The organism is Paenirhodobacter hankyongi (assembly GCF_003664585.1).
Lineage (GTDB): Bacteria > Pseudomonadota > Alphaproteobacteria > Rhodobacterales > Rhodobacteraceae > Rhodobacter > Rhodobacter hankyongi.
Genome location: NZ_RCHI01000005.1, coordinates 89,409 through 112,565, shown reverse-complemented (window position 1 = coordinate 112,565; position 23,157 = coordinate 89,409). Strand labels below are relative to the sequence as shown.

General features: G+C 67.9%; 24 protein-coding genes. 15 read left to right on the top strand and 9 right to left on the bottom strand.

Annotation, left to right across the window (positions count from 1 at the left end; translation table 11 throughout):
• Nucleotides 1-151: 151 nt before the first annotated feature.
• From DYS74_RS06970 to DYS74_RS06935, 8 genes are all read left to right on the top strand, one after another.
• Complete coding sequence (locus DYS74_RS06970; RefSeq protein ID WP_121532241.1) at nt 152-1,138, top strand: class 1 fructose-bisphosphatase; 987 nt, start codon at nt 152-154, stop codon at nt 1,136-1,138.
• Between the two features lie 150 nt (nt 1,139-1,288).
• Nucleotides 1,289-1,981, top strand: coding sequence for a ribulose-phosphate 3-epimerase (gene rpe / locus DYS74_RS06965; protein WP_121532239.1), 693 nt, complete (start codon nt 1,289-1,291; stop codon nt 1,979-1,981).
• A gap of 141 nt (nt 1,982-2,122) precedes the next feature.
• Complete coding sequence (locus DYS74_RS06960; RefSeq protein WP_121532237.1) at nt 2,123-2,677, top strand: thioredoxin family protein; 555 nt, start codon at nt 2,123-2,125, stop codon at nt 2,675-2,677.
• Nucleotides 2,677-3,357, top strand: a complete 681-nt coding sequence (gene gph / locus DYS74_RS06955; protein ID WP_121532235.1) for a phosphoglycolate phosphatase — start codon at nt 2,677-2,679, stop codon at nt 3,355-3,357. The genes DYS74_RS06960 and gph overlap by 1 nt, the downstream gene beginning before the upstream one ends.
• A 70-nt stretch (nt 3,358-3,427) precedes the next feature.
• On the top strand, nt 3,428-4,294 hold the full coding sequence (locus DYS74_RS06950) for an MBL fold metallo-hydrolase (RefSeq protein WP_121532531.1): 867 nt from the start codon (nt 3,428-3,430) through the stop codon (nt 4,292-4,294).
• 34 nt (nt 4,295-4,328) lie between these two features.
• Nucleotides 4,329-4,757 carry a TIGR01244 family sulfur transferase gene (locus DYS74_RS06945; protein ID WP_121532233.1) on the top strand — a complete coding sequence of 143 codons (429 nt, stop codon included), beginning with the start codon at nt 4,329-4,331 and terminating at the stop codon, nt 4,755-4,757.
• Between the two features lie 20 nt (nt 4,758-4,777).
• Entirely contained in the window at nt 4,778-6,529 is a 1,752-nt protein-coding gene (locus tag DYS74_RS06940) for a SulP family inorganic anion transporter (protein ID WP_121532231.1), read from the top strand.
• Nucleotides 6,530-6,657: 128 nt separating this feature from the next.
• Entirely contained in the window at nt 6,658-7,464 is an 807-nt protein-coding gene (locus tag DYS74_RS06935; RefSeq protein ID WP_121532229.1) for a LuxR family transcriptional regulator, read from the top strand.
• Between the two features lie 316 nt (nt 7,465-7,780).
• On the opposite strand, the gene tsf is transcribed toward DYS74_RS06935, so the two are convergent.
• Nucleotides 7,781-8,680 (bottom strand): translation elongation factor Ts, encoded by a 900-nt coding sequence (gene tsf / locus DYS74_RS06930; RefSeq protein ID WP_121532529.1) that lies wholly within the window; start codon nt 8,678-8,680, stop codon nt 7,781-7,783.
• Between the two features lie 111 nt (nt 8,681-8,791).
• Entirely contained in the window at nt 8,792-9,547 is a 756-nt protein-coding gene (rpsB, locus tag DYS74_RS06925) for a 30S ribosomal protein S2 (RefSeq protein ID WP_121532227.1), read from the bottom strand.
• Nucleotides 9,548-9,840: 293 nt separating this feature from the next.
• Between rpsB and DYS74_RS06920 the strand changes: the two genes are divergently transcribed.
• The 3 genes from DYS74_RS06920 to DYS74_RS06910 all read left to right on the top strand — a co-directional run bounded on the left by DYS74_RS06920 (nt 9,841) and on the right by DYS74_RS06910 (nt 12,411).
• Nucleotides 9,841-10,737, top strand: coding sequence for a PfkB family carbohydrate kinase (locus DYS74_RS06920; RefSeq protein ID WP_121532225.1), 897 nt, complete (start codon nt 9,841-9,843; stop codon nt 10,735-10,737).
• Nucleotides 10,734-11,648 (top strand): pseudouridine-5'-phosphate glycosidase, encoded by a 915-nt coding sequence (locus tag DYS74_RS06915; protein WP_121532223.1) that lies wholly within the window; start codon nt 10,734-10,736, stop codon nt 11,646-11,648. Before DYS74_RS06920 ends, DYS74_RS06915 begins: the two co-directional genes overlap by 4 nt.
• 64 nt (nt 11,649-11,712) lie before the next feature.
• Complete coding sequence (locus tag DYS74_RS06910; RefSeq protein WP_121532221.1) at nt 11,713-12,411, top strand: DUF502 domain-containing protein; 699 nt, start codon at nt 11,713-11,715, stop codon at nt 12,409-12,411.
• On the opposite strand, the gene DYS74_RS06905 is transcribed toward DYS74_RS06910, so the two are convergent.
• Nucleotides 12,408-13,457: a patatin-like phospholipase family protein gene (locus DYS74_RS06905; protein WP_121532219.1), complete on the bottom strand. Its 1,050-nt coding sequence runs from the start codon at nt 13,455-13,457 to the stop codon at nt 12,408-12,410. The genes DYS74_RS06910 and DYS74_RS06905 overlap by 4 nt on opposite strands.
• 124 nt (nt 13,458-13,581) lie before the next feature.
• Nucleotides 13,582-14,355 (bottom strand): 3-hydroxybutyrate dehydrogenase, encoded by a 774-nt coding sequence (locus DYS74_RS06900; protein WP_121532217.1) that lies wholly within the window; start codon nt 14,353-14,355, stop codon nt 13,582-13,584.
• Between the two features lie 307 nt (nt 14,356-14,662).
• Here DYS74_RS06900 and DYS74_RS06895 point away from each other — a divergent pair, with 307 nt between their 5' ends.
• The 3 genes from DYS74_RS06895 to DYS74_RS06885 all read left to right on the top strand — a co-directional run bounded on the left by DYS74_RS06895 (nt 14,663) and on the right by DYS74_RS06885 (nt 17,021).
• Nucleotides 14,663-16,480 (top strand): extracellular solute-binding protein, encoded by a 1,818-nt coding sequence (locus DYS74_RS06895; protein WP_121532527.1) that lies wholly within the window; start codon nt 14,663-14,665, stop codon nt 16,478-16,480.
• A complete protein-coding gene (locus DYS74_RS06890) occupies nt 16,477-16,593 on the top strand; it encodes a lipoprotein (RefSeq protein WP_121532215.1) in 117 nt (38 codons plus the stop codon). The genes DYS74_RS06895 and DYS74_RS06890 overlap by 4 nt, the downstream gene beginning before the upstream one ends.
• A 110-nt stretch (nt 16,594-16,703) precedes the next feature.
• The gene (locus DYS74_RS06885) at nt 16,704-17,021 is read left to right on the top strand and encodes a hypothetical protein (protein ID WP_121532213.1); all 318 of its coding nucleotides are present in this window, start codon (nt 16,704-16,706) and stop codon (nt 17,019-17,021) included.
• 114 nt (nt 17,022-17,135) lie between these two features.
• On the opposite strand, the gene DYS74_RS06880 is transcribed toward DYS74_RS06885, so the two are convergent.
• From DYS74_RS06880 to DYS74_RS06870, 3 genes are all read right to left on the bottom strand, one after another.
• Nucleotides 17,136-18,293 carry a multidrug effflux MFS transporter gene (locus DYS74_RS06880; protein ID WP_121532525.1) on the bottom strand — a complete coding sequence of 386 codons (1,158 nt, stop codon included), beginning with the start codon at nt 18,291-18,293 and terminating at the stop codon, nt 17,136-17,138.
• 151 nt (nt 18,294-18,444) lie between these two features.
• Nucleotides 18,445-19,095, bottom strand: a complete 651-nt coding sequence (locus DYS74_RS06875) for a DsbA family oxidoreductase (RefSeq protein WP_121532212.1) — start codon at nt 19,093-19,095, stop codon at nt 18,445-18,447.
• A complete protein-coding gene (locus tag DYS74_RS06870) occupies nt 19,092-20,618 on the bottom strand; it encodes a class I adenylate-forming enzyme family protein (protein ID WP_121532210.1) in 1,527 nt (508 codons plus the stop codon). Before DYS74_RS06870 ends, DYS74_RS06875 begins: the two co-directional genes overlap by 4 nt.
• Nucleotides 20,619-20,666: 48 nt before the next feature.
• Here DYS74_RS06870 and DYS74_RS06865 point away from each other — a divergent pair, with 48 nt between their 5' ends.
• Nucleotides 20,667-21,290: a helix-turn-helix domain-containing protein gene (locus tag DYS74_RS06865; protein WP_121532208.1), complete on the top strand. Its 624-nt coding sequence runs from the start codon at nt 20,667-20,669 to the stop codon at nt 21,288-21,290.
• Nucleotides 21,291-21,446: 156 nt separating this feature from the next.
• On the opposite strand, the gene aroB is transcribed toward DYS74_RS06865, so the two are convergent.
• Both aroB and DYS74_RS06855 read right to left on the bottom strand, forming a co-directional pair.
• Nucleotides 21,447-22,556: a 3-dehydroquinate synthase gene (gene aroB, locus DYS74_RS06860; RefSeq protein WP_121532206.1), complete on the bottom strand. Its 1,110-nt coding sequence runs from the start codon at nt 22,554-22,556 to the stop codon at nt 21,447-21,449.
• Nucleotides 22,549-23,136, bottom strand: coding sequence for a shikimate kinase (locus tag DYS74_RS06855; RefSeq protein ID WP_281272455.1), 588 nt, complete (start codon nt 23,134-23,136; stop codon nt 22,549-22,551). The genes aroB and DYS74_RS06855 overlap by 8 nt, the downstream gene beginning before the upstream one ends.
• Between the last annotated feature and the right edge of the window lie 21 nt (nt 23,137-23,157).

Here is a 23,157-nt window from a genome sequence, read left to right as displayed (position 1 = left end):
GAACACCATCCGGGCCAGTTTTGGCCGGTCCCCGGCAGATCTGCCCGCGAAACGATGCCAAGGCCGTGTTTTCAATTCCTTGGCGATTGAATCTTTCCTGCGCCGGGTGCAATCAGGAGCCGATCGCGACCTATCGCGCAAGGAGGATTCCATGTCACTCGATCTCGACGGTCTGGCGCTGGCGCCCGAGCTCGCCGATGTGATGCAGCGGCTCAGCATCGTCGGTGCCCGGCTGCAACGCCTGATCGCCCGCAACGGCATCGAACAGGACCTGTCGGCCGCCCGCGGCACCAATGCCGGCGGCGATGGCCAGAAGGCGCTCGACGTGATGGCCGACGCCGCCTACATGGAGGCGCTCAAGGGCTCGGCCGTGGCGTTCTACGCCTCGGAGGAAGAAGACGAGATCCTGACCCTCGGCCCGGGCACGCTGGCGCTCGCCGTCGACCCGCTCGACGGTTCGTCGAACATCGACGTCAACGTCTCGATCGGCACGATCTTCTCGATCTTCCCGGCGGCCGCGACGCCCGAGGCAAGCTTCCTGCGCCCGGCGCGCGAGCAGATCGCCGGCGGCTACATGATCTTCGGGCCGCAATGCGCGCTGGTCGCGACCTTCGGCGACGGCGTGCATCACTGGATCCTCGATCCCGACACCGGCCGCTTCGAGCGTCAGCCGGATTTCGCGCCGATCCCCAAGGATACCTCGGAATTCGCCATCAACGCCTCGAACAAGCGGCACTGGCCGGCGCCGATCCGCGCCTATGTCGACGACCTGATCGCCGGCGAGGAAGGCCCACGCGGGCGCAATTTCAACATGCGCTGGATCGCGTCGCTCGTCGCCGAAACGCACCGCATCCTGCGCCGCGGCGGCGTGTTCCTGTACCCGGGCGACAGCCGCAAGGGCTATGAGCGCGGCCGGCTGCGCCATATCTACGAATGCGCGCCGATCGCCTTCATCATTGAACAGGCCGGCGGCAAGGCGACCGATGGCGTGCATCCGATCCTCGACCAGTCGCCCGACCGGCTGCATGCGCGCACGCCCTTCGTCTTCGGCACCGCGCCCAAGGTGAAGCGCATCGCCCATTACCACGAGTCGCCCGAGATCGCGGCGGTGACGCCCGACGAGCACCTGATGCCCTGAGACTTGCGCCGCGGGGCCTTCCCGTGGCAAAAGCCCCGCAAGACCCTGAGCGCCGCCCGTGGACACCTCCTGGGGCGGCGCTTCAGCTTTACCCTTGAACGCCTTGGCCAGACGGGAAAAACCGTCCGCGCCCCCTGCCCCGAGGATGCCATGACCAGCTTTGACCGCTCCATCAAGATCGCGCCGTCGATTCTCTCCGCCGATTTCGCCAACTTCGGACAGGAGATCCGCGCGATCGAGGCGCAGGGTGCCGACTGGGTCCATGTCGACGTGATGGACGGGCATTTCGTGCCCAACCTGACCTTCGGCCCGCCGCTGGTGAAGGCGATCCGGCCGCATATCAAGACGGTGATGGACGTGCACCTGATGATCTCCCCGGTCGATCCCTATATCGACGCCTTCGCCGAGGCCGGCGCCGATGTGATCTCGGCCCATCTCGAGGCCGGCCCGCATATCCACCGCACGCTGCAGGCGATCCGCGGCGCGGGCTGCAAGGCCGGTCTCGCGATCAACCCGGGCAGCGGGCTCGATGACGTCGAGTATCTGCTCGACATGATCGACCTTGTCTGCGTGATGACGGTGAACCCGGGCTTTGGCGGGCAGAAGTTCATCCACAGCCAGATCGACAAGGTGAAGACGCTGCGCGCGATGATCGGCGACCGCCCGATCCATATCGAGATCGACGGCGGCATCACTCCGGAAACGGCACCGCTGATGGCCGCCGCGGGCGCCGATGTGCTGGTCGCCGGCTCGGCGGTGTTCAAGGGCGGCTCGGTCGAGAACCCGGCCCCCTATGGCGCGAACATCCGCGCGATCCGCGCCGCGGCAGAAGCCGCCCGCTGAGAGAAAACAAGTCTCTTCAAGGACCTGCGGCACATGTCTGATGTGCCGCAGGTTTTCTTTTGCCGCCCTTGAGGCCGCAACGCCTTGCCTCGGGGCCCGCTTGCGCTACTGTGCGGGCGTCCTTGAGTGCAGGAGGTTCGGATGGCGGTCACCCCCCCGGTTTGCGATTTCGGCTGGAAGGCGCCCGCCTTCACCCTGCCCGGCACGGACGGTCGCGACTGGTCTCTCGACACGATCCGCGGGCCGAAGGGCACGCTTGTCATGTTCATCTGCAACCATTGCCCCTATGTGCAATCGGTGCTCGACCGGATCCTGCGCGACGGCGCGGCGCTGATCGAGGCCGGGATCGGCGTCGCCGCGATCTCGGCGAACGATGTCGCGGCCTATCCCGAGGACAGCTTCGACAACATGGTGCGGCTGGCCCGCGACCGGGCCTTCCCCTTCCCCTACCTCTTTGACGAAACGCAAGAGGTGGCCAAGGCTTACGGCGCGGCCTGCACACCGGACTTCTTCGGGTTCAACGCCGCGGATGAGCTTCAGTATCGCGGCCGGCTCGATGCCTCGGGCCGCACCGCGGGGCCCGTAGACGCGAAGCGCGAGCTTTACGAGGCGATGCTCCAGGTCGCCGCAACCGGGCACGGCCCGGCCGAGCAGGTCGCCTCGATGGGCTGCTCGATCAAGTGGAAGGACGCCTGATGACCCTGCCCGCCCTGATCTTCGACCTCGACGGCACGCTGATCGATTCCGTGCCCGATATCCACGCCGCCTCGAACGAGGTGCTGGCCGAGAACGGTTTCGCCCCGCTCACCCTGATGCAGGTGCGCGGCTTCATCGGCCGCGGCGTGCCGCATCTGGTGCAGTGCCTGCTCGAGGCCTCGGGCGCGGGCGGCGACGAGCTGCTGCAGGCCCGCCTGACCGCGGCCTTCATCGCCCGCTATGACGGCGCCGTCGGGTTGACCGCGCTGTTCCCGGGCGTGCGCGAGGCGCTGACCGCGTTCCGCGCCGCGGGTCATCCGCTGGCGATCTGCACCAACAAGCCGCTCGCCCCGACCTCGGCGGTGCTGCGCCATTTCGAGATCGAGCCGCTCTTCGCCACGATCATCGGCGGCGACAGCCTGCCCGCGCGCAAGCCCGACCCCGCGCCGCTCCTGAAGGCGCATCAGATGCTGGGCGGCGGCCGCGCGCTCTATGTCGGTGACAGCGAGGTCGACGCCGAGACCGCGCAGCGCGCGGGCCTGCCCTTCCTGCTGTTCACCGAGGGCTATCGCAAGGCTCCGGTCAGCGCCCTGCCCCATGCCATCGCCTTTTCCGACTTCGCCATGCTGCCCGGCATCGTCGCGCATTGGCCCTGGCAGGCTGACCCCGCGTCGCCCTGATACATTCAACGCTTGCGATATGTCTGGAACTGCCTATATCTGGCGAAATCAGGAGGATGCGATGAGCGACATGGCGACCCCAGTGGTGAGGGCCTTCTTCGACGAGGCCACGAACACCGCCACCTTCGTGGTGCGCGATCCCGGCGGCGACGCCTGCGCGGTGATTGATTCCGTGCTCGACTTCGATTACGCCTCGGGCCGCACCGACACCCGCTCGGCCGATGCGGTGATCGACTGGATCCGCGCCGAGGGGCTGCGTGTCGACTGGATCCTCGAAACCCATGTCCACGCCGATCACCTGTCGGCCGCGCCCTATATCCAGGAACGCCTTGGCGGCAAGATCGGCATCGGCGACCGCATCACCGTGGTGCAGAACACCTTCGGCAAGATCTTCAACGAAGGCACCGAGTTCCAGCGCGACGGCTCGCAATTCGACAAGCTCTTCGTCGAGGGCGACCGCTTCGCCATCGGCGCGCTCGAGGGCCATGTGCTGCACACCCCGGGCCACACGCCCGCCTGCCTGACCTATGTCATCGGCGATGCGGCCTTTGTCGGCGACACGCTGTTCATGCCCGATTACGGCACGGCGCGCTGCGACTTTCCGGGCGGATCGGCCGATGCGCTCTATGCCTCGATCCAGAAGATCCTGACCCTGCCCGACGCGACCCGGATCTTCGTCGCGCATGACTACAAGGCGCCGGGCCGCGACAGCTATGCCTGGGAAACGACGGTCGCCGAGGAGAAGGCGCGCAACGTCCACATCGGCGGCGGCACCTCGCGCGAGGATTTCGTCAAGATGCGCGAGGCGCGGGACGCCACCCTGTCGATGCCGCGCTTGATCATCCCGTCTTTGCAGGTAAACATGCGCGCCGGTCAGATGCCGCCCCCAGAGGATGACGGCAGGACCTATCTGAAGGTGCCGGTGAACGGGCTCTGACCCGGCCGGCACTCCGGTCGAGCAGGAGAGACAGATGGACGTTCGGCAGATCACACCGGAATTCGCGGTGGCGCCGCAGATCACCCTCGAGGATGTCGCCGAGGCGGCGCGGATGGGATTCCGCACGCTGATCGACAACCGCCCCGACGAGGAGGCCGGCGACGAGCTCGACAGCGCGGCGATGGCGGCGGCGGCGGCCGAGCATGGGCTCGCCTTCCACTACCTGCCCTATTACCCGGGCGCGATGACGCCCGATCTGGTCGCCGAGTTCGAGGCGGCGATGGCGGTGATCGAGACGCCGGTTCTGGCCTGGTGCCGCTCGGGCACGCGCTCGTCGCATCTGTGGGCGATGTCGCAGGCGGGCACCCGGCCGGTGGACGAAATCGTCACCCTTGCCGCCGAGGCCGGATACGACCACACGGGGCTTGTGCCCCTGCTTCGGATGCACGCTGAAAGGCGCTAAAGAATGAGCCGCAAGCCCCCATGCTGAAAAGATATTTTCCGATCCTGACATGGGGGCGCGACTACGGCCGCGCGACGTTCGAGGCAGATCTGGTGGCGGCGCTGATCGTCACCATCATGCTGATCCCGCAGGCGCTGGCCTATGCGCTGCTGGCGGGTCTGCCGGCGCAGGTCGGGCTTTATGCCTCGATCGCGCCGCTTCTCGCCTATACGCTTCTCGGCACCTCGCGCACGCTCGCCGTGGGCCCGGTCGCCATCATCTCGCTGATGACCGCGACCGCCGTCGGCGGGCTTGCCGCCCGCGGCACCCCCGAATATCTGGGCGTAGCGGTGGCGCTCGCCTTCCTCTCCGGGCTGATCTTCGTCGCCATGGGGCTTTTGCGGCTTGGCTTCATCGCCGCCTTCCTCAGCCATCCGGTGATCTCGGGCTTCATCTCGGCCACCGGCATCCTGATCGCCGCCGGACAGATCAAGCACTTCCTCGGCGTCGGTGTCGAGGCCAAGACCCTGCCGCCGATGGCACTGGGCCTTTTCGAGCACCTGGGGGGGATCAAACCGGTGACTGTGCTGGTCTCGACCCTTGTGCTTGGCTTTTTGTATTGGGCACGCAATCAGTTGAAGCCCTTTCTTGAGGCGCGCGGCCTGCCCCCGCGGCTTGCCGGAGTGCTCGCGCGCGCGGCGCCGCTGGTCGCCGTCGCCGGCAGCACCGCGGCCACCTGGGCCCTTGACCTCGAGCAGTATGGCCTCGCCGTCGTCGGCCATGTGCCGCAGGGCCTGCCCGGCCTCGCGCTGCCCCCGCTCGACTTCGCGCTTTGGCGCGAACTCGCGCTCCCCGCGCTGCTCATCACCATCATCGGCTATGTCGAGACGATCTCGGTCGCCCAGACCCTCGCCGCGAAACGGCGCCAGCGCATCGACCCGGATCAGGAGCTGATCGCGCAGGGCGGCATCAACCTCGCCTCGGCCTTCTCGGGCGGCATGCCGATCTCGGGCGGCTTTGCCCGCTCGGTGGTGAATTTCGACGCCGGCGCCGCCACCCCGGCGGCAGGCGCCTTCACCGCCCTCGGTATGGCGCTTGCCACATTGCTGCTGACGCCGGCGCTTTCCCATCTGCCGCAGACGACGCTGGCCGCCACGGTCTTCGTCGCGCTCGCCTCGCTCATCGACCTGCGTGCGCTTGGCCGGGTCTGGCACTACAGCCGCAGCGACGGCGTCGCGATGTTCGCGACGATCGTCGTCACCCTGATCGAGGGGGTCGAGACCGGCATCGCCACCGGTGTCGCGCTGTCGATCGGGCTGCATCTGTGGCGCTCGTCGCGGCCGCATTACGCGGTGATCGGCCAGGTCCCGGGGACCGAGCATTTCCGCAACGTCCGCCGCCACCGCGTGGTGCTGGCGCCCGACGTGCTCTCGATCCGCATCGACGAGAGCCTGTGGTTCGCCAATGCCCGCTTCCTCGAGGACATGATCTACGACGCTGTCGCGGCCGACCCCGAGGTGCGTCACCTCGTTCTGAACTGCCCGGCGATCAACGCCATCGACGCCTCGGCGCTCGAGGCGCTCGAGGAGGTGAACGCGCGCCTGACGGATGCCGGCGTCTGCCTGCACCTGAGCGAGGTCAAGGGTCCGGTGATGGACCGGTTGCTGCGCTCGGGTCTGCTCGGCGCGCTTGGCGGCCAGGTCTTCCTGACCCAATTCGACGCGATGAGCACACTCGCCCCGGCGCTCACCAGCGAGACACTGGCACAGCCGCGCTGCGAAACCGTGCGCTGAGCCATCGCGGATGGCACTGTTTCCCCCGGCGCAACAAGGCTTGCACCGCAACCTTGCCTCATGCCAGTATCACGGATGCGTCAAGCCGCGCTTCCACGGCGCCGCGAGAACCGCAAATTGGGAAACAGATGATCAATCATCTCGAAAAACTTCTTTCTCTCCAAGATATTGAACAGATCTGGGAGCTCCATTGCGAGCTCATGTCAAACTATGGATTCGACCGGCTGATCTATGCCTTCACTCCCTTCCGCACCGGCGCGGGGCTCGGGCGGCTCGAAGACACGCTGATCCTGTCGAACCATGACGAGCCCTACCTGAACGAATTCCTGCGCGGCGGGCTGTTCATGCATGCGCCGATGGTGCGCTGGACGGCCGAGAATGTCGGAGCCTGCTCCTGGAGCTGGGTCGAGGAGCGCGCCCGCGCCGGCCTGCTGACCCCGCAGGAACTGCATGTCCTTGATGTCAATCACCGGCACGGGGTGCGCGCGGGCTATTCGATCTCGTTCATCGACGGCTCCAGCCGGGCGCGGGGCGGCATCGGCCTGTGCGCCGAGCGCGGGTTGCGGCAAAGCGATGTTGACGAGATCTGGGAACGCCACGGCCGCGAGCTGATGGTGGTGAACTCGATCACCCATCTCCGGATCTCGACCATGCCTTTTATCACTGCGCATCGCGCGCTGACCCGGCGCCAGCGCGAAGTGCTGGAATGGGTGGCCGACGGCAAGACTACCGCCGACATCGCCATGCTGATGGGCCTGACCATCGCCACGGTGGAAAAACACCTGCGGCTTGCCCGCGAAGCACTCGATGTCGAGACCACCGCGCAGGCGGTGCTCAAGGCCTCGCTGCAGCGGCAGATCTTCTTTGATGGTGCCTATATCGACGGCGCCGCACCGCCATCCGGACGCAACGGTGATAATTTTTCCTTTAAGTAAGGAAAACCGGACTGGCGTGAATCTGCACATTCGGGTTTTCTGTCACTGTTCCGTGAGTGGTGGCTTCGGCCAGGAACAGGGGCAAGGGCCGGGTATACTGCCGGCGAAGGCTCCAACCGGTTTTCCGGTCGCGGCTCGGACGGGTGCATTTTCACTTCGTCCGGGCCGTTTTATTTTGCCATCGACGCCCCGCCGAACCTGCGCATTCCGCGCTGCGCGAATTGCAATGCGCTGAAAAGGCGGGGATTTCATCCCTGAAATGGCAAACGCCGCCCCCGGGGGGACGGCGCTGCATCGCTTTCGCGAAAAGGTCGGATCAGGCGCCGGCCATGGTCTTGGCGACCTCGGCGGCGAAATCCTCTTCCTTCTTCTCGATGCCTTCGCCGACGGCGATGCGCTCGTAGGCGACGATCTCGACACCGGCTTCCTTGGCGGCCTGCGCCACGGTCAGGTCCGGGTTGATGACGAACTTCTGGTTGAGAAGGGTGTTCTCTTCCAGGAACTTCTTCATCCGGCCCGGGATGATGTTGTTGTGGATCACCTGCTCGGGCTTCGGCTTGGCCGAGGTCGCGTTCTCTTCGAGCGCCTTGGCGGTCTGCACTTCCAGCTCGCGCTGCAGCACGGCCGGATCGAGCGAGGCTTCGTCGAGCGAGGCCGGCGCGGTCGCGGCGATGTGCATCGCGATCTGCTTGCCGATGCCGTTGTCCGAGCCCTTCAGCGCCACGAGAACGCCGATCTTGCCCATGCCGGGAGCGGCGGCGTTGTGCACGTAGGAGACGACGACGTCACCCTCGACCGAGGCCATGCGGCGCAGGGTCATGTTCTCGCCGATCACGGCGATGGCGCCGTTGATCGCTTCCGACACCGACTTGCCGTTCACTTCGGCGACCTTCAGGCCCTCGACGTCGGCAGCGGTCAGCGCGGCGGTCGCGATGTCCGAGACGAGCTTCTGGAAGTCGGCGTTCTTGGCAACGAAGTCGGTTTCCGAGTTCAGCTCGACCGCAACGCCCTTGCCGCCGTCGACGGCGACGCCGACGAGGCCCTCGGCCGCAACGCGGTCAGCCTTCTTCGCGGCCTTCGCCAGGCCCTTGGTGCGCAGCCAGTCGATCGCGGCTTCCATGTCGCCGTCGGTCTCGGTCAGCGCCTTCTTCGCGTCCATCATGCCTGCGCCGGTGGTCTCGCGCAGTTCCTTCACCATCGCAGCGGTGATCGCCATCTCGGCCTCCTCGAAATCTTTTGGAATCTCGGCGCGGTTGAACCACGCCGTCATGTCAGCGGAATGACATGACGGGGCCAGGCGTCATCGCCGGCCCCGTCGGGTGAGGCCTCAGGCCTCGACTTCTTCCTCGACCGGCGCCTCTTCGAGAGCACCGAGGTCGACGCCGGCGGCGCCCATCTGCGCGGTCATGCCGTCGAGGGCAGCGCGCGAGACGAGGTCGCAGTAGAGCGAGATGGCGCGCGCGGCGTCATCGTTGCCCGGGATCACGTAATCCACGCCCTTCGGCGAGCAGTTGGTGTCGACCACGGCCACGACCGGGATGCCCAGCTTCTGCGCTTCGAGGATGGCGAGGTCTTCCTTCGACACGTCGATGACGAAGAGCAGATCCGGCAGGCCGCCCATTTCACGGATGCCACCGAGCGAAGCCTGAAGCTTCGTCTGCTCGCGTTCCATGTGCAGGCGTTCCTTCTTGGTCAGCCCTTCGGCGCCCGAGGCCAGAACCTCGTCGATGTTCTTCAGGCGCTGGATCGACTGGGAGACGGTCTTCCAGTTGGTCAGCGTGCCACCGAGCCAGCGGTGGTTCATGTAGTACTGCGCGCATTTCTCGGCGGCTTCGGCGACGGCCTTCGAGGCCTGACGCTTGGTGCCGACGAAGAGCACACGGCCGCCCTTGGCGACGGTGTCACGCACCACCTGCAGCGCCGCGTCCAGCATCGGAACGGTCTGGGTCAGGTCGATGATGTGGATGCCATTGCGCTCGCCATAGATGAACTCGCCCATGCGGGGGTTCCAGCGTTGCGTCTGGTGGCCATAGTGAACGCCAGCTTCGAGCAGCTGACGCATCGAGAAATCGGGAAGCGCCATGTTCCATTTCCTTTCCGGTTTGCGCCTTGGCGGAGGATCAGGGATCTCTCCCAACCGGTGGACTGTCAGGGATGTCTCCCCCGAAAGCCCGCCTCCGCCTGTGAAGTGCGCGCCGTATAACCGCCCATCTCCCGGCTGGCAAGCGGCGGATGCCTCCGGCGGGAGTATTTTCGCCAGGAAAACGCCTGTCCCCGCCGTTCCTGGCCGAAATACGCCGGGGGGAGCCCGCAGGACAGCGGGCCGCGCCTCCCTCTGCCTCTTGCGTCGCGCGCCCCGTCAGGGCACCAAGAGCCATGGACAAGACACCAGACATCCTCTGCATCGGCTCCGTATTGTGGGACATCATCGGCCGTGCGCCGGTCCACATGCGTGCGGGCGCCGATGTGCCCGGGCGGATCATCCGCCTGCCGGGGGGTGTCGCGATGAACATCGCGATGACCCTCACCCGCTTCGGCCTGCGTCCGGCGATCCTGACCGCGATCGGGCGCGACCCGCAGGGCACCGAACTGATCGGCGCGGCCGAGCTGCACGGCATCGACTGCCGCTTTCTCTACCGCTCGGACGACCTGCCCACCGACCGCTACATGGCGATCGAGGGGGCGAACGGGCTGGTGGCGGCGGTGGCAGATGCCCATTCGCTCGAGGCGGCGGGGGACAAGATCCTGCGCCCGCTGGCGGACGGCCGGCTTGGCGGCGCGCATGCGCCCTGGGACGGGCCCGTCGCACTGGACGGCAACCTGACCGAGGCGCTGCTGGCCGAGATCGCGCGCTCGCCGCTTTTCGCCCGGGCCGATCTGCGCGTTGCGCCGGCAAGCCCGGGCAAGGCCGCCCGCCTGACCCCGCTTCTCGCCCATCCGGGCGCGACGCTTTACGTGAATCTCGAGGAGGCCGGCATCCTGTGCGGAACCGACTTCCCCGATGCCACGGCCGCGGCCGAGGGGCTGCTTGCCCGCGGCGCCGCCCATGTCCTCGTGACCGACGGCGGCCGGGCCGCCGCCGATGGCACGCGCGGCGCCGCAGTGATCTGCCGCGCCCCGCCCACCGTTCTCGTCACCCGCGTCACCGGCGCGGGCGACACTTTCATGGCCGCCCATCTGGTGGCAGAACGCGCCGGGCTTGGCCGCGAGGCAGCGCTTGCCCGCGCCCTCGAGGCCGCCGCGCGCTATGTTTCGGGAGACATCGCCACATGACCGCCCCCCTCACCTTCGCCCCCGAGGTCCGCGCCGCGCTCGATGCCGGCCGGCCCGTCGTCGCGCTTGAATCGACGATCATCACCCACGGGATGCCCTTCCCGCAGAATGTCGAGACCGCGCGCCGGGTCGAGGCCGAGATCCGCGCCCATGGCGCCACGCCCGCGACGATCGCGGTGATGGGCGGACATATCCATATCGGGCTCACGGATGCCGAGCTCGACCGGCTGGCGCAGGCGACCGGGGTGATGAAGGTCAGCCGCGCCGATCTGGCCGTCTGCCTTGCCGCGAACGCGACCGGCGCGACCACGGTCGCGGCAACGATGATCTGCGCGGCGCTGGCCGGGATTTCGGTCTTTGCCACCGGCGGCATCGGCGGCGTGCACCGCGGCGCCGAGACGAGCTTTGACATCTCGGCCGATCTGGCCGAGCTCGGGCTGAGCCCGGTCATCGTGGTCGCGGCCGGCGCCAAGGCAATTCTGGATCTTCCGAAAACCCTGGAAGTTCTGGAAACGAACGGCGTGCCGGTGATCGCCTATGGCCAGGACGACTTCCCGGCGTTCTGGTCGCGCAGCTCTGGGCTGAAGGCACCGCTGCGCGCCGACACCGCGGCCGAGATCGCCGCGGCACATCTGATGCGCGGCCGGCTCGGCCTTGCGGGCGGCGCGCTGGTCGCGAACCCGATCCCGCCCGAGGCCGAGATCGCGCGCGAGGTGATCGTGCCGGTGATCGAGGCGGCGCTGGCCGAGGCCGAGGCGCAGCATGTCGCGGCGAAGGCGGTCACGCCCTTCCTGCTGCAGCGCATCTTCGAGCTGACCGATGGCCGCTCGCTCGAGTCGAATATTGCCCTCGTTCTGAACAATGCGCGGCTTGCGAGTGCCATCGCACGGGAAATTGTCGCGCTCCGTTAGCGCCTGCATTGCGGCGGCAGCAGCGCGCGCCTAGGTAGGGGCGAACGAACGCAAGAGGGACAGCATGACCGAACCGACCGAAACCCATCCGGATCACACGGCGGCCCATGCCCGCAAGCGTGGTTTTCTGGCCCGGTTGCGGGGCTCGTTCCTCACCGGGCTCGTGGTGATCTCGCCGATCGGGCTGACGCTCTACCTGATGTGGACCGTCGCGGGCTGGGTCGACGGCTGGGTGCTGCCCTTCGTGCCCGCCGAGTTCCAGCCCGAACGCTACATCGGGGTGAACATCCGCGGCTTCGGCGTGATCTTTTTCCTGATCTTCACCGTGATCGTCGGCTGGCTGGCCAAGAACATCATCGGCCGCTCGGTGCTGCGCTTTGGTGAAAGCCTCGTCGACCGGATGCCGGTGGTGCGCTCGGTCTACAACGGGCTGAAGCAGATTGCGGAGACGGTCTTCGCCCAGGGCGAAACCAAGTTCGATCGCGCCTGCCTCGTCGATTACCCGTTGACCGGATCGAAAGCGCTGGCCTTCGTCTCGGCGCGGGCCAAGGGCGAGATCGCGCGCTCCGGCCCGGCGAACGATCCGCTGATTTCCGTCTTCATGCCGACCACCCCGAACCCGACCACAGGCTTTCTGATGTTCGTGCCGGAAAGCCAGGTCACCTATCTCGACATGTCGGTCGAGGACGCGGCCAAGCTGATCATCTCGGCAGGCCTTGTCTACCCGGCCGAGAAATCCCAGCCGGCGCGGCTCCCGGCCTAGGCGAACAAGGCAGCCAGATCGACCGAGGCACGCTGACCGATCGCGTCGGCGTGCTGGCCGAGGAAGCGGTCCGCCGCGTCCTGTCCCGCCGCCTTCAGCCGCTTCAGCGTGCCGGTGGTGGGCGTGACCTTGGTCGCCGCGCCAAGGCCCGTCATCGTCTTGTCGTCGGCCACCATGTGGACGAGCACATCCTTCATCGCCCCCTCGGCCAGCCGGCTTTCCGAGATCAGCCGGCGCACGAAGCTGATCGCGCGCAGCTCGCGCAGGAGCGAAGAGTTGAACGAGATCTCGTTGATCCGCTCGTCGATTTCCGTGGGCGTCTTCGGCACCCCCTCGCGGTAGAGCGGGTTGATGTTGACGATCACGATGTCTCGCGGCAGCTCGGGCTCGAACAGCGGAAAGAGCGGCGGATTGCCGGTGAAACCGCCGTCCCAGAAGGCCTCGCCCTGCCCGGTCTGCGGGTCATAGAACTCGATCGCGCGGAACAGGTTCGGCAGACAGGCCGAGGCGAGGATCGCCTTCGCGGTGATCTCCTTGCCGGAGAACACCCGGATCTTGCCGGTGCGCACATTGGTGGCGGCGACGAAGAAGGCCGGGCCGGTCTCGGAACAGACATGCTCGTATTCGAAGCGCTCGACGATGTGTTCGAGCGGGTTGATGTAGAAGGGACCGGTGTCATAGGGCGAGATCATCCGCGTCAGCTGATCCATCCAGGCGGCCGGTGCGAAGGCCTCGATCCAGCGGTTGATCGCCTCGGGCTGCGGGAACAGCGCCGAGACCCAGCGGTCGAGGCGCAGGTCGTTCACCTCGGAGACCTGCGACCAGAGCCAGTCGAGGTTCTCGCGCGCATGGCGCCGGCCAGCCTTGCCCTCGGCCCGGCCAAGCCCCGCCTTCAGCGCCGCACCGTTCAGCGCGCCGGCCGAGGTGCCCGAGATCGCCGCGATCTCGAGCCAGTCCTCGTCAAGGAGCCGGTCGAGCACCCCCCAGGTGAAGGCGCCATGCGCGCCGCCGCCCTGCAGCGCGAGGTTGATCCGCTTCGTTTCCATCGGTCGTCCTTTCGAGATGCGTCGCCGGGGGGCGCGGCCCCCCGGTCTGCTGCGCAGACTCCCCCCGAGGTATTTAGGGCAAGGTGACGGGCAGGCCCGTTTCACCTTGCGTCACGGCGCGCGATCAGAGGGCGGTCCAGCCGCCGTCGACCGAGATCGTGGTGCCGGTGATCTGGGCGGCAGCTTCCGAGCACAGGAAGACCGCAGTGCCGCCGAGCTGCTCGACGGTGGCGAACTGCTTCGAGGGCTGGCGCGTCAGCATGACCTCGCGGATCACCGTCTCGCGGTCCATGTTGTGCACCTTCATCTGGTCGGGGATCTGCGCCTCGACCAGCGGCGTCAGCACATAGCCCGGGCAGATCGCATTCGCGGTGATCGGCTCCTCGGCGGTCTCGAGCGCGGTGACCTTGGTGAAGCCGACGACGCCGTGCTTGGCCGCGACATAGGCCGATTTGAACGGCGAGGCGGTCAGCCCATGCGCCGAGGCGATGTTGACGATCCGGCCCCAGCCCGCCTTGCGCATCAGCGGCAGCGCCGTGGCGGTGGTGTGGAAGGCCGAGGAGAGGTTGATCGCGATGATCCGGTCCCAGGTGGCGGCGGGGAAGGTGTCGATCGGCTCGACATGCTGGATGCCGGCGTTGTTCACCAGGATGTCGCAGGCCCCCGCCTGCTCGATCAGGGCACGGCACTCCTCGCCCTTCGACATGTCGGCCTTGATGTAGCGCCCGGTCACGCCGAACTCGCGGCCGATCTCGGCGGCAAGCGCGTGGTCCTCGTCGCGGTCGGTGAAGGAGTTCAGCACCACATCGGCGCCCGCCCGCGCCAGTTCGCGCGCCACACCAAGGCCGATACCGGAATTCGAGCCGGTGATGATGGCCGTCTTGCCCTTGAGACTCATGTTCAACTCCTGAAAACCGAAAGAGATGCCCGAAAGATTAGCGGAGCGCGAACGAAGGTCCACGTCCGAAGCGCACAATGCCGTGAGCCGGATCGCGCCATCAATGCCTTGATGCAAAAGAAAAAGACGCCCGCGCAAGGCGGGCGTCAAGTCATGAGGCAGGTTTCATACAGGCAAGAAACCTATCGAGCAGTGAGATCTTTATAAGCCTGATGCCGCTGCAATCCAAGGGAAAAGTTTGCGCCCCCGTCTCAGCATCGTTAGCTTGCCGCCTGAAAATACAGGCAAACCGGGGATTGTTGCGATGATGCGATCTGTCTTTTTCAGCCGTCTCGGAGCGGCGGCGCTCGCCTTTCTCCCTGTATTTGCAGGGCCGGTCGCGGCCGAGCCCGCGCCCGCGATCGCGATGTATGGCGCGCCCGCCCTGCCCGCGGGTTTCACCCACCTGCCCTATGCGAACCCCGACGCGCCGAAGGGCGGCCGCATCCGTTTCGGCGAATCCGGCAGCTTCGATTCGCTCAATCCCTGGATCCTGAAGGGCCGTCCGGCGCAGGGCATCGCCACCTTCGTGACCGAATCGCTGATGGATCGTTCGATCGACGAGCCCTTCACCCTCTATGGCCTGCTCGCCGAAAGCGTCGAGACCGACGCGGCGCGCAGCTGGGTCGCCTTCACCCTGCGCCCCGAGGCGCGGTTCTCGGACGGCAAGCCGGTGACGGTCGAGGATGTGATCTGGTCCTATCAGACCCTCGGCACCGAGGGGCATCCGCGCTATCAGAACGCCTGGCGCAAGGTGAAGTCGATCGAGCAGACCGGCCCGCGCAGCCTGCGCATCACTTTCACCGAACCCGACCGCGAACTCGCGCTGCTGATGGGGATGCGGCCGGTGCTGGAAAAGGCGCAATGGGAAGGCAAGGACTTCGCCCAGGCGACGCAGGTCGCGCCGGTGGGCTCGGGCCCCTATGTCATCGACCGGGTCGAGACCGGGCGCTTCATCACGCTTCGCCGCAACCCCGACTGGTGGGCGAAGGACCTGCCCCTGAACCGCGGCCGCTTCAATCTCGACGAGATGCGGTGGGACTACTTCGGCGATGGCGGCGTGGTCTTCGAGGCCTTCAAGGGCGGCGAGACCGACACCTTCCGCGAGACCAATGCCGCGAAATGGGCGCGTGACTATGATTTCCCGGCAGTGCGCGAGGGGCGTGTGGTGCTGTCCGAGATCCCGCACCGGCGGCCCTCGGGGATTTCCGGGCTGGTGATGAACACCCGCCTGCCGGTCTTTGCCGACTGGCGCGTGCGCGAGGCGATGATCGACGTCTTCAACTTCGAATTCATCAACGCCACGCTGAACGGCGGGGCCGAGCCGCGCATCACCTCGTATTTCGCGAACTCCGATCTGGCGATGCGCCCGGGCCCGGCCGAGGGCAAGGTGGCGGCGCTGCTCGCCCCCTTTGCCGCAAGCCTGCCGCCCGGCACGCTCGAGGGCTATGCCCTGCCGGTGTCGGACGGCAGCGAGCTCAACCGCAAGAACAGCCGCAAGGCGATGAAGCTGCTCGAGGAGGCGGGCTGGGCCGTGGGCGCGGACGGCGTGCTGAAAGACGCCGCGGGCACGCCCTTCAGCTTCGAGATCGTGCTGCAGCAGGGCGCGGCCGAGACCCAGTCGATCGTCGACATCTATGTCGAGGCGTTGCGCCGGATCGGCATCTTCCCGAAGGTGACGACGGTCGATGACGCGCAATATCAGGCGCGCACCAACACCTATGACTTCGGCATGGCGTGGTACACCCGCGCCCTTTCGCTCAGCCCCGGCAACGAGCAGATGCTCTACTGGGGATCGCGCGGGGTGAGCGAGCCCGGCTCGCGCAACTGGATGGGGATGAATTCTCCCGCCGCCGAGGCGATGGTGCGCGCCATGCTCGAGGCCCGCACGCCCGAGGAATTCACCGATGCGGTGCGCGCGCTCGACCGGGTGCTGACCGCGGGGCGCTACGTCATTCCCGGCTGGTATGCGCCGATCTCGCGCATCGCCCATGACCGGAACCTTCACTTCCCCGAAAGACTTCCGCTATACGGGGACTGGCCGGGCTTTCAGCCCGAAGTCTGGTGGTATGAGGCAGAGCAATGAAGAAGCTGATCCTTCTGGCCGCGCTTGCGGTCGCCCTGACCGGGTGCAACACGGTCGCCGGCGTCGGCGAGGACGTCTCGGGCGGCGCCCGGACGATCCAGAGCTGGTTCTGAACCGGCCCGCGTCCCGAACAATCGAAACAGGAGAAAGGCCTTTCCTCCTGCCCCGTTGAAGCGCAATGTCGGGACGGGCGCGGGAGGCTTGCGCCGGGAAGGAGACTGAGATGAAGTGGCACCATGTTCAGGACAACTGGACTGCCTTCTATGAGGCGATCCAGAACCGCTGGCCCGATGCCGAGGAAGACCGGCTCGACGAGGTCGACGGCGACCAGCGCGCCTTCATCACCTATATCGCCGAGCTGACCGGGCAGGACCCGGCCGAGGCACGCGACGAGATCCGCGACTGGCTGACGGGCGAGCTGCCCTCGGATGTCGTCATGGACCCGCTGCACGACAACCACTCGATCCTGCTGTCGGAGAAGTTCGTGCCCGAGGGCGAGGACGAGTACGACGACGATTCGCGCTTTGGCGACAACGAGTAAGACGAAGGCAGGGGGCGCTGCCCCCTCTTTTGCCTGACGGCAAAAGTCACCCCCGGGAAATTTGCGGCGACTGGAAGCGGGGCCGCGGGGGGGGTATCCGATGCCCGTCCCGTCTCAGACCTGATCGTTGGTGCGTCCCATCAGCGCCCAGGCAAGGCCCGAGCAGATCAGCGTGGCGATCACCACCGGCCGCGCCGTGCCATCGAACAGCAGCCCGACCGGGGCCGCGATCGACACCGCCCCCACCGTCGAGAGCGCCGTGACGACCGAGGCGGTCATGCCGGCCAGATGCCCCATCTTCTGCATCGCCAGCGCATTGAGGTTGCCGAAGGTGAGGCCGGCGATGAAGAACACCGACACGTTCCAGGCAAAGACCGCGAGCAGCCCGCCCGCCGGGGTCACAAGGCCCGCCAGCAGCGCCGCCAGCATCAGCGCCGAGAGGCAGACCTGCATCAGATAGGCGCCGCGCACGATCCGCCGCATGCCGAGCCGCATCACGAAGCGCGCGTTGAAGACCGAGCCGGTGCCGGCAAGGATCGCCACCGCACCGAACCACAGCGGGAAGGTCTCGTGCACGCCATAGGCGGCGTAGAGCTGCTGCGAGGAGGACAGCACCGAGAACATCTGCCCGAAGCCGAGCGCGAGGATCGCGGTGTAGAACCGCACGTCGCGATCCGACAGCACCTCGCGCGCGCCCGAGAGCAGCGCGCCCGGCACGAAGGGACGGCGACGCTCGGGCGGCAGGGTCTCGGGCTGGCGCAGGTTCACCCAGAGCACGCCGAGCACGCCGAACACCAGGAAGGCGCCGAAGATGCCGCGCCAGCCGAAGACCGCGGCGATCGCCCCGCCGATCGTCGGCGCCAGCGCCGGCACCAGGATGAAGAGCATCATGATGAAGGAGGTGATCTTCGCCATCTCGCGCCCGGCGTAAAGATCGCGCACCAGCGCCATCGGCACGATCCGCGGCCCCGAGGCACCGATCCCCTGCACGAAACGCGCGATCAGCAGCATCTCGAGGCTCTGCGACCACGCGGCGGCCAGCGCGCCCGCCGCATAGATCACGATGCCGCCGGTGATCGTGCGCTTGCGCCCGATCGCGTCCGAGATCGGCCCGACGAAGAAGGTGCCAAGCCCCATGCCGAGCACGAAGACGGTCAGCACCAGCTGGGCGCGGTTCACGTCCCCGGGCGAGAGCGTCGCGGCGATCTCGGGCAGCGCCGGCAGCATCGCATCGATCGAGAAGGCGACGGTGGCGGTGAGCGAGGCGAGCATCGCCACGAATTCGGGCAGCGACAGGGTGCGCACCGGTGCGGGAACAGAGGACTGGGTCACGGGAGGGGCCTTTCAGGTTCGCGCCGACCATAGCCCCCCTGCGCGGGAATGCCAGCCCCGCGCCGCGCGGGACCGCGCAGGGGGCTGTGCGTCAGTGCTCAGCTTCGGGATCGGCTTCCGGGGCGGCCGAAAGCTCGTCGATCACCGCAAGCCAGGTCTCGACCGGCTGCGCGCCCTCGACCATGTGCTGGTTGCCGATGATGAAGCTCGGCACGGCGCGGATGCCGCGCTCGCGGGCATGGGCCTCACGGGCGAGCACCTCGTCACGGTCGGCATCGCTGGCGAGCAGCCGTTCGACCAGCGCCCGGTCCATCCCCGCGGCGGCACCGATCCCGGCCAGCACCCCGGCATCGCCGATGTCGCGCCCCTCGCGCCAGAAGGCGCGCATCAGCGCCGACATCACCGGGGTCTGCCGCCCCTCGATCCCCGCCCAGTGCAGCAGACGGTGCGCATCGAGCGTCGCCGGCACCCGTGCGATCGCGGCGAGGTCCAGCGTGACCCCGGCCCGCCGCGCGGCCTCGAGCACCGGAATGTCGATACTGTCGGCCTCGGCCCCGAATTTCGCGCGCATGTAATCGCCGCGCGCCATGCCGGCCGCCGGCATCGTCGGGTCAAGCCGGAACGGATGCCAGGCCAGCACGAAGGGATGGCCCGGCCGCGCCTCGAGCGCGCGGTCGAGATTGGCCTTGCCGATCAGGCACCAGGGGCAGACGGGGTCGGCGAAGATGTCGAGCGGGATCATGCGTCGGGCTCCTTGGGCCAGGCATCGCGCAGGGCGCGGCGGTCGATCTTGCCGTTGCGGTTGCGCTGCAGCTCGGCAACGGCGCGGAACAGGCGGGGCTGCTTGTAGCGGGCAAGCGTGGCGCCGGCATGGGCGGCAAGCGCCTCGGGCGTCGCGGTGCCGGTATGGGCAAGGGCGATCACGCTCGCCTCGGCGCTGACCCGGATCTCGACGGCCGCAACCTCGCCCGCCTCGGGGCAGGTGGTCATCGCCGCCTCGACCTCAAGCGGGCTGACACGGAAACCGCCGGCGTTCATCATGTCGTCGGCGCGCCCCTCGTAGCGGATCGCGCCGGCCTCGGTCATCGTCACCGTGTCGCCGGTGAGGAACCACTCCCCATCGGCGCTGAAGCGCGCGGCGGTCTCCTCGGGCGCGCCCATGTAGCCCAGGAACAGCCCGGGATCGGTGCGGTGCACGGCGAGCGTGCCGGGGGTGCCGCGCGGCACCGGCGCGCCCTCGGGGCCAAGCACGGCGAGGGTGCGCCCCTCCTGCGGCCAGCCCGCACAGCCCTCGGGCGCCGGATGCCCCGGCGCGCCCGAGACGAAGGTCGAGCATTCCGACATGCCGAGCGCCTCGTAGATCTCAGCGCCGGTCGCCTCGCGCCAATGCTGCCGGGTGAGCGCGGGCAGTGCCTCGCCGGCGCTGAGCCCGTGTCGCAACCGCGGCAGGTCGATCGTCGCGTGATGTTTCAACATCTGCCGGTAGACCCCGGGCGCGGCGGCAAAGATCGTCGCGTCGAAGCGGCGCAGCAACAACGGCAGCGCCTGCACCGGCACGCCGGGCGCCGGGATCAGCGCGGTGGCGCCGACCGACCAGGGGTCCATCAGCCCGGTGCCGAGCGTGTAGGTCCAGTTGAAGGCGCCGGCGTGCAGGATCCGGTCCGCGGGTGTCAACCCGTACCAGCCCGCATGCATCATCCGCCGTGCCCAGATCGCGCGATGCGCGTGCATCACCGCCCGCGGCTGCCCCGAGGTGCCCGAGGTGAAGACGACATAGGCCAGCCGGTCGGGAGCGCCCATCTCCCAGGCACAGGGGGCGAGCGCCTCGAAGCTGCGCAGCTCGGCCTCGCCGATCACCCGCGCGGGGCTCTCGGGCAACGCGATGCCCTCGCCCGCGACGATCGCCGCCGGGGCGACCTGCGCCGCCATCCTGGTGATCTCGCCCGCCGTCAGCTGCGGCGAGGTTGGCACCGGCACCAGCCCGACCGCGATCGCGCCCAGATAGGCCACCGGGAATTCGGGTGTATTGCCAAGCCGCAACAGCACCCGATCGCCCGGCACCAGCCCGGCGTTCAGGAACCCCGTGCCCGCGCCGCGCACCGCGGCCTCGAGCCGCGCCCAGGACCAGCGCTCGGCGCCCGTCGGGCTGAGGATCTGCAGCGCCGAGCGATCGGCGCGCTCGGCCGCGGGCGCCAGCACATGGGCCGCCATGTTGAAGGACGCGGGCGCGGGGTCTGCAAAGGAGGAAGCATGGACAGAGAGCATGGCTTCCTGCTACGCCGCGTGCAGCGGGGTTGCAAGCCGGAGGCCGCCATGGGCGAGATCGAACACGCGAAGATCATCCGCATCGCGCGCGAGAGCGGCGAGGAAGTGGTGCCCGAACCCGTCGACCTCGCCGCTCGCGTGCGCGAGCTGCGCAAGGCCCGCGGCTGGACACTCGAACAGGCGGCAGCGCAGGCGGGGCTGGCCCGCTCGACGCTCTCGAAGATCGAGAACGGGCAGATGTCGCCCACCTACGAGGCGCTGAAGAAGCTGGCCGAGGGGCTGGCGATCTCGGTGCCGCAGCTCTTCACCCCGCCCTCGAAGGGACAGGTGACGGGGCGGATGGCGGTGACCCGCGCGGGCGAGGGCGTGGCGCATCTGACCACCACCTACGAGCACGAGCTTCTGGCGAATTCGCTGCGCAACAAGCAGATGCTGCCCTATCGCGCACGGATCCGGGCACGCAGCTTCGAGGAGTTCCATGGCTGGGTGCGCCATGACGGCGAAGAATTCCTCTATGTCCTCACCGGCATCGTCCGACTTTACACCGAGTTCTACGAGCCGCAGGAGCTCAAGCGCGGCGACAGCGCCTATTACGACGCCAGCATGGGCCACAACCTCGTCTCGGTCAGCCACGAGGATGCGACGGTGCTCTGGGTGACCTCGCTCGTCTGACCCGACAGAGAAAGGGGGCGCCGCCCCCTCTTGGCTGCGCCAATTCACCCCCGAGGTATTTCGGGCAAGGAGAACGCGCAAACGGGCTTTGGCTTCCAATTGCCTCAAATATCCCGGGGGTGAGGGCGAAGCCCGAGGGGGCAGCGCCCCCGGTTCTCAGCCGCGCGTGGCCAGGGCATCCTCGAGCAGCCGCTTCAGCACGTCGCGCGGCACGTCCGAGGTGACGAAGGCCTCGCCGATGCCGCGCGCGAGGATGAAGCGCATCTTGCCGTCGAGCACCTTCTTGTCCTGCGCCATCAGTGCAATCAGCCCCTCGGCATCGGGCAGATCGCTCGGGATGTCGGCGAGATCGGTCTTCATCCCCATCGCCTTGAGATGCGCGCGCACCCGCGACGGTGCCTCCTGGCTGCACAGGCCAAGCCGCTGGCTGAGCTCGAAAGCGAGCGCACAGCCGATCGCCACGCCCTCGCCATGCAAGAGCCGGTCGCCATAGCCGGTCGCCGCCTCGAGCGCGTGGCAGAAGGTGTGGCCGAGGTTCAGCAGCGCCCGGTCGCCCTCTTCCGTCTCGTCGCGCGCGACGATCTCGGCCTTCATCTCGACCGAGCGTTTCACCGCCCGCTGCCGCGCCTCGATGTCGCCCGCGGCGAGCTTCGGCCCCATGTCCTCGAGCCATTCGAAGAAGAGCGGGTCGCCCAGCAGCCCGTATTTCACCACCTCGCCATAGCCCGCAAGGAAATCGCGCGCGGTGAGCGTGCCCAGAAGCGCGATGTCGGCGAGCACCAGCGAGGGCTGGTGGAAGGCGCCGATCAGGTTCTTGCCGGCCGTGACGTTGATGCCCGTCTTGCCGCCGACCGAGCTGTCGACCTGGGCGAGCAGCGTCGTCGGGATCTGCACGAAGCGCACGCCGCGGCGCAGGATCGCGGCGGCAAAGCCGACGAGATCGCCGATCACGCCGCCGCCGAAGGCGATGACCACGTCCTTGCGCTCGACCTTCTGTTCCAGAAGCCATTCGCAGGCGCGCTCGAGCGAGGCCCAGCATTTCGTGCCCTCGCCCGCCGGCAGGGCGAGCGACACCATCTCGATGTCCCCGAGCCCCGCGCGCAACGCCTGAAGATGCAGCGCGCCGACCGTCTCGTCGGTGATCACCGCGACCCGCTTGCGGCGCAGCAGCGGCGCGATCTCGGCCCCCGCCCCGGCAATCAGCCCTGCGCCGAGGCGCACATCATAGGATCTCGATCCCAGCTCGACCCGAACCGTCTCACGCATCCCGTTCCTCCTCGAAAACTCCGCCGCGCGCGCGCAGCGCCTCGACGACCTTCTGTGCCATGTCCTCGATCGAGAGGCCCGGCTCGGCCTCGACCGCCACCTGCGCCAGCGCATAGACCGGCTCGCGCTTCTCGAACAGCTCGCTCAGCGTGCGCTTCGGATCGGCCGTGCGCAGCAGCGGCCGGGTGTTCTTGTGCCGCACCCGCTGCCACAGGAGCTCGAGCCCCGCCTGCAGCCAGACCGAGACGCCGAGCCGGGCGATCATCTCGCGGTTCGCCGCGCTCATGAAGGCGCCGCCGCCGGTCGAGACGACGGCGGGCGGGCCCGAGAGCAGTCGCGCGATCACCTCGCTTTCGCGGGCGCGGAAGAAGGGCTCGCCGTCGCGGGCGAAGATCTCGGCCACCGACATCTGCGCGGCCTTCACGATTTCCTCGTCGCTGTCGAGAAAGGGCACGCCCAGGGTGCGCGCGAGCGCCGTGCCGACGGCGGTCTTGCCGGCCCCCATCATGCCGACGAGAACGATCGTCCGGGCCAGTTTCGGGCGCGGTTCCGGCGCCGGCTGCGGGCTCTCTTCGGTCAAGCGGTCCTCCCTGACGCGCCC